The sequence below is a fragment of the Kitasatospora sp. MAP12-44 genome, assembly GCF_029892095.1.
Classification (GTDB): Bacteria; Actinomycetota; Actinomycetes; order Streptomycetales; family Streptomycetaceae; genus Kitasatospora.
In genome coordinates, this window is record NZ_JARZAE010000003.1 from 49,535 (window position 1) to 59,453 (window position 9,919).

Here is a 9,919-nt window from a genome sequence, read left to right on the forward strand (position 1 = left end):
GGCCCGGCGGGGCGGGTGCGGGTCGGTGCTGCGGTAAAAGGGCAGGTCAGTGGGCTTGTCTGGCTTGACCCGACCCCAGGAACATGGTTTAATTAGCGATGTCGGAAGGGGAGGGCAACACCCCAGCCGGCCACCGGAGGCCGACCGGCCCCGGCACCCACTCTCACCAGGAGACGAGCTGTGACCACCCCCCAGGCAGGCGTGAATCCGAAGTTGGCGACCGTCAAGGCGCTGCTGGCCAAGGCGGAGGACGCCGCGACGCCGGAGGCCGAGGCGGAGCTGGCCCGGAAGCGGGCGTTCGAGATGATGGCGAAGTACGGCGTGGACGAGGCGCTCCTGAATGACGGGCAGCCGTCGCGCGACGGGATCACGGACAAGAACTTCGACCTCCCCAACCCCTGGTCGATGTCCCGCGTCCGCCTCATCTACCTCATCGCTGAGGCTGTCGGCTGCAAGGCCATCCACATGGGCCCGGCCGCGAACGGCGGTCGCCGCGTCCACGTGGTCGGCTACGAGTCCGATGTCCAGCGCGCGGAGATCCTGTACACCTCGCTCCTGCTCCAGATGCTCAACGGTCTCAATCGGCAGGCCGTGCCGTACGGCGTGCGCAGCGCGAAGGCGTGGCGCAACTCCTGGCAGCTCGGCTTCATCGTCCGCGTCACCGAGCGGCTCGCGGCCGTCGAGGAGGCCGCCCGAGCCGCCGCCAGCGGGGAGACGTCCGCCACCGGGCGCAGCGGCGAACTCGTTCTGGCCGACCGTGGCGCGACGGTTCAGGCCGCGTACCGCAAGGCGCACCCCAAGGTCCGGAAGTCGAGTAGTTCTCTCAGCGGCAGCGGGTACGGCGACGGAGTCGCCGCAGGCAACCGCGCCGACATCGGCGGAACCCGCCGCATCGGAGCCATGTCCGCCGGAACGCTGGTCGCCTGATTCGCGCACTCCCGCCGGGGCGGCGGCCCGCCGCCCCGGCCCATCCCGCGCGCGCCGAGGAGCATCGCATGTACATGGACTGGATCAGGTTCCACAAGACCGACGAGAACGGTCGCCACTACTTCCAGGTCTACAGCGTCCCCCAGCAGTGGAACGCCGCTGCCCCGAAGGTCCCCGGCACCGGCCGGATCACCGAGGCCGCCGCCAGTACCTTCGCCAGCGCCAGCCCGGCCGGACACCAGTGGCGTACCCCCTGCTACTGCACCGATTGCGCTATCGCCGCCAAGTCCCCAGAGAGAGCGGCACTTTGACCACCGCGACCGCCCAGGATGACGCCATGCCCCGGAAGCCCCGAGCCACCCCCGCCCGCATCCTCACCACCGCCGCCGCCCATATCGAGCGCGTCGGCCTCTATCAGGGTGACCACCGCTGGCAGCCCGGCCGGATGGGCAACACCGCCCCGTGCAACCTGCTGCACGCATGGGAGTGCGGAGTGCGCGCCGCGCGGCCCCGCTGGTCCGAGCGCGGCCAGGCATGGGAGATCTTCCAGCGGGCCCTGTTCGACTCCCTGGTGGTGCTCAGCAACGAGGCCCACGGCCGCCCCGTGTCGCCCGTCCGGTGGCGGAGGCTAGGGCTTCCCGAAGACGCTTACCGCCGCTCCCTTCTGTGGTGCTGGACTGACTCCCCCGGGCGGACCGCCGCCGAAGCCGCCGCCCTGCTCCGCTCCGCCGCAGCGCTCTACCGAAGTGATGCCGATCACACTGTCCCTGGTTGTCCGACTCTTCAAAACATGGTTTAATTAGTGATGTCGGAAGGGGAGGGCAACACCCCCGACCGACACCCCCCGCCGGGGCCGACCAGCCCCGGCGGAACCTCTCACCAGAAGGCAGTACGACGATGACCATCAAGACCGAGGCCGGCGTCCAGACCGCTCCCGCCCCGTGGCCGACCCTCGCTGTCGCCGAGCTCACCGCGCACCCCGGCAACGTCCGCTCCGTCGAGGCCCCGGCCGACCTGCTGGCCGACGTGAAGGACAGCGGAGTCCAGGAGCCGCTGTACGTCGTGCGCACCCACGGCGACGTGCCGCAGATCATCGACGGGTTCCAGCGACTGGCCGCCGCCATCGCCGCCGGACTGGAGACCATCCCGTTCACGTCCCGCCCGGTGATCCGGATCGACGCGCTCACCCCGCACCCGGCGAACGCCCGCGAGGATCTCGACATCAACGCCCGGTTCGTGGAGAGCTTCCGCATCGAGGGCTGCCGCATCCCCGTCAAGGTCCAGCGACTCGAAGGCGGGACGATCCAGATCAACGACGGGCATCGCCGCTACTTTGGGTCGCAGGACGCGGGCCTCACCCACCTGCCGTACGAGTGGGAGGACGACGACCGGGATGCCGCCGGGCAGTTCCTCGACATGATCACTACCTCCGAGCAGCGCAAGAGCCTGACGCCGGGGGAGATGAACCAGGCCATGTTCAGCGCCGCCGAGGCAGGCGCGCAGGTGGGCCGCATCGCCAAGGCCGCAGGCGTGCGACAGAAGGACGTGAAGGCGGTCGTCCGGGTGCACTCCAGCGAGAAGCTGAGCGAGGCCGTCAGCAGGGCGGGAGGCAGCTACGAGTGGACGTTTGACCACATGGCAGCCCTGGCCGAGTTCGCCGACGACGCCGACGAGTTCGCCGCGATCACCGAGGCCGCCACCGGCCGGTGGGCCGACGACCGCGATGTGGAGTGGGCTATCGCCAGGGCGCGGACCCGGCGCGAAAAGCGCGAACGGGCCGCCACCCACCGCGAGGAGCTCGAAGCAGCCGGGAAGAAGATTCGAGACATCGAAGAGCTGTCCGAGCGAGCCATGCCCGTGTCGAGGCTGAGCGGTGTCAGCGCCGAGGAGCACGACGCGTGCAAGGGGCAGGTCTGGGTGCTCAGCGACCGGAACAACGACCGGTACGAGCCCTACTGCACCGCCCCCGGACTGTACGGGCACACGCCGCCGGAGACCCCCAGTGGCGGCGGCGCCAAGACTGCCGAGGCGGAGGCCGCGAGCGCGTCCCTGGCCGCCGTCAAGGCGGGCAACATCGACTGGGACGCCGCCGAGTCGCTCCGCAGGAAGTGGCTCGCGGACCTGATCAAGTCGCGCAACCTCGCGAAGAGCGCTACGAACGCCATGGTTCAGCACGTCAACGAAGCTCTCATCAGTGGAACTTGGGGAATCTGCGACGACCTGAACAAGGAGCCGACCACCGAGATCCTCGCCACCCTCCTGGGGCTGAACGCCCAGCAGGCCAAGGAGCGAAGCAGCTTCGCGGAGCATGTGGCCAAGGACCCGCGCCGGGCCCCGCAGCTCCAGTTCGCCGCCATCGCCGCCGTCAGGGAGAAGTGCGCGACCCGCTCCGCGTGGCGGACCGACAGCCAGCGCGTTCCGGAGAGGCGGAAGCCCACCGCCCGGTGGTTCAAGGTGCTGGAGGCCCTGGGGTACCCGCTGACGCCCATTGAGCGCGCCGTCGTCAACGACGAGCCGTACGACCCGGCGAAGAACCAGCCCCGCGCCGCGCTCCCGGGCGGAGACGAGCCGGAGGCCGAGCAGGAGCCGGGTGTCGACGAGGAACCGGGCGACCTGGAGGCCGAGTTGGCCGACGACGCCCAAGCCGCCTGATTTACCCCCCCAGACGCCCAACACCGGGGGCGGGAAGCCCCGCCCCCGGCCAGCCCAGGAGCCCCCCATGCCCCGTGCAGCCGCCCTCTCCGAGACCCACGCCGCCGACCACTGCTGCGGATACGCCGCCGCCCCCGCCGAGTCCAACCCCAGCATTGCCGCCGACATCATGCAGGCCCGCGCCATCGCTTCCGGGCTCGCGGAATTCGGCATCGGTTCGGCCCGCTGGTCAGCCGCCTACGACCGCGAGGCTGCCGCCGTCGTCCTGCGCGTGGACACCCCGCGCGGACTGTACGCGCTAGCGATCCCCGAGCCCGGCCAGGCGTTCCCCGTTCGCCACCGGGGGGAGCGCATCGGGGCCCTGGACTGCCGCCGCACCTACGGCACTGCCGACAGCTACACCGCCGCCCTGTTCGCCGCATACCTCCGCGACCGTGGGGCACTCGACCTCCCCGGCCGGGATGTTTGCCTCACGCCACAAAACATGGTTTAATTAATGATGTCGGAGGGGGAGGGCAACACCCCCTCCGATCCACGGGCCGTCAGCCGGCCCGGCCCCGACCCGGCCGAACGCGGAGGGCAACCCGCCCGGCCGGGCGCTCGATTCCTCTCTCACCAGCAGGAGCACTCACGATGAACAGTGAAGCCATGCGGTTTTCCGTCCCCGCCACCGCCCAGGCCCGCGTGCGTCAGCTTGTCCAGGCGACCAACGCCCGCGCCGCCGTCCACAACCTCACCGCGTACACGCTCGACATCTCCACCCCCTTCCTGGCCGACTATCACGACGTTGACGGCCGCCTGATCGGCAAGCGGCCCACCGTCACCGTGACGATCTCCGGTGACATCCCCCGCCACCAGGGCTGGACCGTCATCGCCCGCCTGGACCACGACGAGGAGGGGGAGACGATCACCAGCCTGTTCCCGGGCCTGCCGGAGTCGGACGCCGAGGCCGCGCGCCAGCACCGCGCCATTGAGAACTTCTGCCAAGGGTGCTCCGTCGCCCGCCACCGCACCGCGACCTACCTTGCCCGCCACGAGAACGGCGAGATAAGGCAGTTGGGCACCACGTGCGTCGAGCCGTACACCGGGCTGCCGATCAAGGGCCTTGAGGCGCTGTGGCGCTTCGGGACGCTCAAGGACTCCGATTGGGACGGCGACGAGGGCGGCATCCCGGCCGATCTGCGCGTGCCGGTGATCGAGGTGCTGCGGGTGGCCGCCGCCGTGGTCACGCAGGACGGCCGCTTCTACAGCCGCTCGGAGCAGTGGAAGAACACCGTGCCGACCGCCGATTCGGTCGAAGCGTACTTCTTCGACCGCAAGGCTCCGCAGGAGTGGCGGGACGCCATCAACGCTGAGCCGGACGCGGCGGGCACCGCTGCCGCCGTCCTGGCGTGGGCCGTCCAGGGGTACGGCAGTCTCTCCGAATACCGCCACAAGGTAGGCCAGTTGGCCAAGGGCGAGACCGTCGACCCGCGCCACCTTCCAACGCTGGTGTCCGCCATCGCCGGATGGCACCGCGACCAGGAGAAGGAGGCCACCGAGCGCGCCGCCCAGAACTCCAAGCCGCAGGGCACCGTGGGCGAGCGCATCACCACCAGCGCCACCGTCACCACCGTGATCGAGCTGGAAGAGCGGTACTACGGCTACCACGCCCAGCGCCGCCGCCTGATCAAGTTCCAGGACCCGAGCGGCAACGTCTACGTCTGGTTCTCCTCCTCCGCGACCATCCCCGACAAGGGCGACGAGGTCGAACTGACCGGCACGGTCAAGGACCACAGCATCTACAACGAGACCGCGCAGACCGTCCTCACCCGGTGCCGCGTCGCCGAGCGCGAACCGGTCGCCGCCTAGGAGCCCCGAGCCGGGCGGGAGACCGCCGCCCGGCCTGCCCCGGCCGCCGGGCCGTGGGGCCGGGCGGCATCGAGCCGCCCGCCTCCACGCTCCGCCCACCACCGACCGGGCGGGCCAGCGTCGGCGGCACGCCGACCCCGGTCCCCCGAACGAAAGGGCGTCCCTGCGGGACGGCTCAGCCTGGCCCGGCTCGCAGCCGGCCGGGACGTCCGGGCCGCAGGCGGCCCTCCCGCCCCATCCGGACGCCGGGCCAACGGGCGTGCCCTGCGGGCACGACAGCACTCTCCATCGCGCTCCGCGCGACCAGGGCGGCAACCCAACGACGGGGTCGCAGCTCGCCCCCGACCTCACCACCGACACACCCGCGAGGACTTCCCCATGCCCGAGCCCGTCTGCGTCGCCCGCCCGGCCGCCCCGTTCGGCGACCCGTCACCCGAGACCTGCCTCCAGGTCGCGGGGGAGGCCGCCCTCCTCGCCGTCACCGCGGCCGACGACGCCATGGCCGCCGTGTGCCGCAGCCGCACCGCGAACGCGGAGCGCCGGGAGGCGGTCATGCACGCGACCCATCAGGAAGCCGTCGAGGCCGCGCGGCACGCCGACCGAGCCGAGCAGTACGCCGCCGATCCCGAGATGCCGACCAGCGCCCTGGTGTTCTGCGCCCGGAAGGCCGTCGACCACGCCGTACGCGCCCAGACCGCCGCCGGAGTCGAGACGACGGCGACCGACCTGCGCGCCCGACTGGCGAGAGTCCTGACCCCAGCCGAACAGGCCGAGCGAGAGAGCACCCGCCGCCGCGAGCAGGCTCGGCACGAAGCCGAGCAGCGAGCCGCCACCGGCATGGACCGCGAGAACCGGGAGCTGGCCGCGTCGAACCGATACCTCGCCGAACACCACGTCGCCGAACTCGGCTGGACCGCCGGACACCTGCGAGTGCTGGAAGCCGCCGAGACCGGCCGCCTGTACTGGCGAGACGGCCGGGCCCGGCTCGCGGCGCAGTACGGAGTGTGGAACGGCGGACGCCGGGTCAGCCAGGAACGTACGCAGGCACTGCTCAGCGCCCGGTTCCTGGCCGCCGCCAACACCAATGACGGTGTCCGCGTGCTCACCCCCAGCCCGATGGGCCAGGTCGCCCTCGAACTCGCCCGGCTCCACCAGGACGGACTGCACATCAACGACCAGGCCGCCTACGAGGCGCGGTTCGCCCGCGTCCGCCGACGCCACAAGCGCCGCGACGACCAGAAGGCCGCCGCCCGCCGCCTGCCGCAGCTCGACCCCAGCGCCGAGAAGCTGTACCGCAGGCCCGCCACCCTCGCCGAGCAACAGGCGCTCGCCCTCCGCGCAGGGAAGCTGCACCGCAGTGCAGAAGGGCTGCGCCAGGTGCCGGCCGCCACCGCCGGGCAACGGGTGCTCGCCGACTACGAGTCGACCCGCCCAGGGGCAGACGAAAGCGGGTACTGCCCCGCGGTCGAGCCGCCCCGGCCGGCCGCCGCTCCCGCCGAGCTTCTGCCAGCCCCAGCGGACACGTCGCTGAGCAGCAAGCGTGCTGTGCAGCCCACTCTGTGGTGATTCCCCGGTTCCTAGCCTGCTTCCGTCATGTCAGCTGCTCGTGGCAGTCTGGCCATCCATTAGTACAAGGGGTTTCCGCACCATGATCATTCACCCACTCACCATGATGCTGTCCACGCTCGGCTGGACAATCGGGGGCGGCCTCGTCGGGCTGGTTCTGGCCCTGCTCGGAACGGGCCCGCTACTGCCGACCGTCTTGATGTGTGGCCTGATCACGCTTGTGCTTGGCGGTGCGATGAATGTGGACCGGTTTCTACGCTGGCGCCGTGGTGAACTGGTTCAGTAACTCGCCGGCATTGTTGGGTTGTTGTGCCTCCGGCGGGTCCTCTCTCGGAGGGGGTGGGGGGTGGGGGGTGGGTGTGCGGGTGCGGCGTTGGTGGTGGTTGGGGTTGTGGGGGCGGGGTTCCCTCCTCGGTCGGACACCCGTTGGGCGTACCAGGGCCCCGGGTGGGGTGTCCAGGCCGGGCCGCTGCGCGGTCGCTGCGCGAGCCTGGACACCCCACCCGGAACCCTGGTCCGGCAGGAGCTGTCCGACCGAGGAGGGAACCCCGCCCAGGGCCCGCTGTGGCCGGGCCCGGCCGGGCTGGTGCGGGTCGGCGTGGTGGGAAAAGGGCAGGCCAGGGCGGTTCTCTGGCTTGACCCGACTCTCAGAACATGGTTTAATTAGTGATGTCGGAAGGGGGGGCAACACCCCAGCCGGCCACCGGGTGAACGTCCCGGCGGAACCTCTCACCGCAAGGAATGCGAAATGAAGAAGGTCAAAAGCGCTATCGCCCGGGTCGGCGATTATCTCTGGCCCCCCACTGTGCATATCGCTTACGAGTGTGGCAAATGCACCTTGAAGGCTGAGATTAGCGGGGATGAGCCATACGTTCTATCCACATTCAAGGTAATCATCGCGCACAAATGCTCGGCAGTGGACGAATCCGAATAGCCAGTCGGGGAGGGCAACACCCCGACCAATCGGCAGGCCGACCGGCCGCCGACACCCCTCTCACCAGGAGAAACACATGGACCAGCCGACTACCGTCGCAGACCTCGCCCACCCGATCGCCATCGCGCTCGGAGGCAACTGGCGACCGCAGCAGGCGCTCCACGGCGTCCGGGAGTTGACCCACGCCGCTACCCTCACCCACTTCGACGGCCGACAGCTCCACCTCTCCGAGCGCTACGACGACCCCGGCCACCTCCACATCCGGGGCGCATTCCCCGCCACCGACTACCCGTTCCGCAAGGGTGAGCGCGACAGCGTCCGGGCCGCCATGGACCAGGAGGCTGAAGTCATTGCCGCCCTGATCTCCGGAGACTTCATCGACACGCACCGCGACACCCACGGGCGCGTGAAGGAGCACAATCGCCAGCAGGCCGAGACGCGGCGGGACGTCGAGGAACTCGCCCGCGACATGGCCGCCCGCCTCCCCGGGGCCAGGACCCGCATCGACGGGACCAGCGCCTACCTATACATCAACCTTGAGCCCGGAGAAGTCCGAATCGGAATCGAAGGGGACACCGTCAATGTCATTCTCAATGACTCGCCCCGGATCATCGCGGACGCCGTCGTGTTCGCGGTGAGCCGATTCCTCCCGGATATCCAGACGCCGCAGGACGAGCGTGGGCAGCACGCCGAAGAATTCACCCTCTGACCTCTCCGATGGTCCAGGTGGCGCGCTCCAGGGGCGCGCCACCCCTCACTGAAAGGCCACGAGATGAGCGCCGACCTGTTCGTTATCAATCCGAAGTGGACCGTGCAGGCCCCACATCTGCGGTGCACTCTGAAAAGGGCACTCGCTGCCCAGCCGGAACAACGCGTGTGGTCCGGAACCGAACACATCAACAACGCCGGGGCAATGGCCTACGGCGGAGAGCTTCCCGATTCCGGCCCGTGGCACCTTGACCGCTCCCAGCTCCGCACGCTCAAAATCGCCATCGAATGGCGCAGGGCCAAGCGGGACGCCAGTGGCCAGACGACCGCCCCGGACATCCTCGAACACTGGAAGGAAATTGAGGACGAGGTCATAGAGGCATACCGGGGAGCGTGCCACGAAGAAGGGCTGTACTGGATTTGAGGACTTGCCCAGCATCTAGAAACATGGTTTAATTAGACATGTCGGAAGGGGGCAATACCTCGACCGACAGTGGCGGGCCAGTCGGCCCGGCCGCCCGAATTCTCACCAGGGAGACCAGGAAATGCCCGGCAAGCCGAAGATGACCGATGACGAGCGCCGCGCCTACAGTGCCCGGATGCGTGGCGAACTCGAAGGCGTGATGGACCGCGCGTACGGCGCGATGGTCGCCGACGAAGGGTTCTGGGTCGCCGTCATGCGCACGGCCGCCACCCTGGCCGACCGCAGCCCCGTCAACTGCATCGCCATCGCCGCCCAGCACCCCCACGCGACCCGCGTACTCAGCTCCGGCGACTGGCGCAAGGCCGGGCGGTTCCCCGCCAAGGGGTCCACCTCCATCCGCATCTGGACCCCGATCCGGCGGCGGACCGACGACGCCCAGGCCACCGCCGAGGTCAGGCCCCGGGAAGCCGCCCGCGACGCCGCCGCCGAGGGGGAGGGGCGCAAGGTGTCCGGCTTCAAGGCCGGGCCGGTGTTCGACATCAGTCAGACCGAAGGTGACGCCTACGAGCAGCCCGCCCCCGCCCCGCTCGCAGCCGAGACCGTCCGGGACGTCCTGCTCACCCAGTACCGCGACTGGTATCACGAGGACCCCGAGCAGGCCGGAGGGTACGACTTCAGTCGGGAGGCCCCCGACGCCGCCGCGCGCATCCTGCTGTACGGCCACGCCTGGCGACGCATCACCGAGGCTGACGCCCCCCTGCCTGGCCAGCATCTCGCCGAGGTCGCCTCAGCCGCCCACGTCGCCGAGCTCATCCTAGGAATCGCCCCCGGCCCGGCCGTCATGCCCCCGCTCGCGG

10 protein-coding genes and 1 pseudogene are annotated in these 9,919 nt (G+C 70.2%); all 11 read left to right on the forward strand.

The annotated features are described in order from the left end of the window. Positions 1–180 precede the first annotated feature (180 nt). Positions 181–927 carry a DUF2786 domain-containing protein gene (locus tag P3T34_RS00990; RefSeq protein ID WP_280664028.1) on the forward strand — a complete coding sequence of 249 codons (747 nt, stop codon included), beginning with the start codon at positions 181–183 and terminating at the stop codon, positions 925–927. 68 nt (positions 928–995) lie between these two features. After that, the gene (locus P3T34_RS00995) at positions 996–1,238 is read left to right on the forward strand and encodes a hypothetical protein (protein WP_280664029.1); all 243 of its coding nucleotides are present in this window, start codon (positions 996–998) and stop codon (positions 1,236–1,238) included. 26 nt (positions 1,239–1,264) lie between these two features. Beyond that, entirely contained in the window at positions 1,265–1,726 is a 462-nt protein-coding gene (locus P3T34_RS01000; RefSeq protein ID WP_280664030.1) for a DUF6197 family protein, read from the forward strand. 98 nt (positions 1,727–1,824) lie between these two features. Then, on the forward strand, positions 1,825–3,579 hold the full coding sequence (locus tag P3T34_RS01005; RefSeq protein WP_280664031.1) for a ParB N-terminal domain-containing protein: 1,755 nt from the start codon (positions 1,825–1,827) through the stop codon (positions 3,577–3,579). 67 nt (positions 3,580–3,646) lie between these two features. Continuing rightward, complete coding sequence (locus tag P3T34_RS01010; RefSeq protein ID WP_280664032.1) at positions 3,647–4,072, forward strand: hypothetical protein; 426 nt, start codon at positions 3,647–3,649, stop codon at positions 4,070–4,072. A 140-nt stretch (positions 4,073–4,212) separates the two neighbouring features. Then, complete coding sequence (locus tag P3T34_RS01015) at positions 4,213–5,430, forward strand: hypothetical protein (protein WP_280664033.1); 1,218 nt, start codon at positions 4,213–4,215, stop codon at positions 5,428–5,430. Between the two features lie 378 nt (positions 5,431–5,808). Continuing rightward, the gene (locus P3T34_RS01020; RefSeq protein ID WP_280664034.1) at positions 5,809–6,996 is read left to right on the forward strand and encodes a hypothetical protein; all 1,188 of its coding nucleotides are present in this window, start codon (positions 5,809–5,811) and stop codon (positions 6,994–6,996) included. An 82-nt stretch (positions 6,997–7,078) separates the two neighbouring features. Next, positions 7,079–7,282, forward strand: coding sequence for a hypothetical protein (locus P3T34_RS01025; RefSeq protein ID WP_280664035.1), 204 nt, complete (start codon positions 7,079–7,081; stop codon positions 7,280–7,282). A 724-nt stretch (positions 7,283–8,006) separates the two neighbouring features. Next, on the forward strand, positions 8,007–8,639 hold the full coding sequence (locus P3T34_RS01030; RefSeq protein WP_280664036.1) for a hypothetical protein: 633 nt from the start codon (positions 8,007–8,009) through the stop codon (positions 8,637–8,639). A 63-nt stretch (positions 8,640–8,702) separates the two neighbouring features. Further along, a complete protein-coding gene (locus P3T34_RS01035; protein ID WP_280664037.1) occupies positions 8,703–9,062 on the forward strand; it encodes a hypothetical protein in 360 nt (119 codons plus the stop codon). Between the two features lie 121 nt (positions 9,063–9,183). Next, a pseudogene (locus P3T34_RS01040) lies at positions 9,184–9,919 on the forward strand (hypothetical protein); the annotation flags it as partial.

Coding starts and splice junctions, on each gene's coding strand:
- P3T34_RS00995 (WP_280664029.1), top strand. CDS start 996: ATGTACATGGACTGGATCAGGTTCCACAAGACCGACGAGAACGGTCGC.
- P3T34_RS01000 (WP_280664030.1), top strand. CDS start 1,265: ATGCCCCGGAAGCCCCGAGCCACCCCCGCCCGCATCCTCACCACCGCC.
- P3T34_RS01005 (WP_280664031.1), top strand. CDS start 1,825: ATGACCATCAAGACCGAGGCCGGCGTCCAGACCGCTCCCGCCCCGTGG.
- P3T34_RS01010 (WP_280664032.1), top strand. CDS start 3,647: ATGCCCCGTGCAGCCGCCCTCTCCGAGACCCACGCCGCCGACCACTGC.
- P3T34_RS01015 (WP_280664033.1), top strand. CDS start 4,213: ATGAACAGTGAAGCCATGCGGTTTTCCGTCCCCGCCACCGCCCAGGCC.
- P3T34_RS01020 (WP_280664034.1), top strand. CDS start 5,809: ATGCCCGAGCCCGTCTGCGTCGCCCGCCCGGCCGCCCCGTTCGGCGAC.
- P3T34_RS01025 (WP_280664035.1), top strand. CDS start 7,079: ATGATCATTCACCCACTCACCATGATGCTGTCCACGCTCGGCTGGACA.
- P3T34_RS01030 (WP_280664036.1), top strand. CDS start 8,007: ATGGACCAGCCGACTACCGTCGCAGACCTCGCCCACCCGATCGCCATC.
- P3T34_RS01035 (WP_280664037.1), top strand. CDS start 8,703: ATGAGCGCCGACCTGTTCGTTATCAATCCGAAGTGGACCGTGCAGGCC.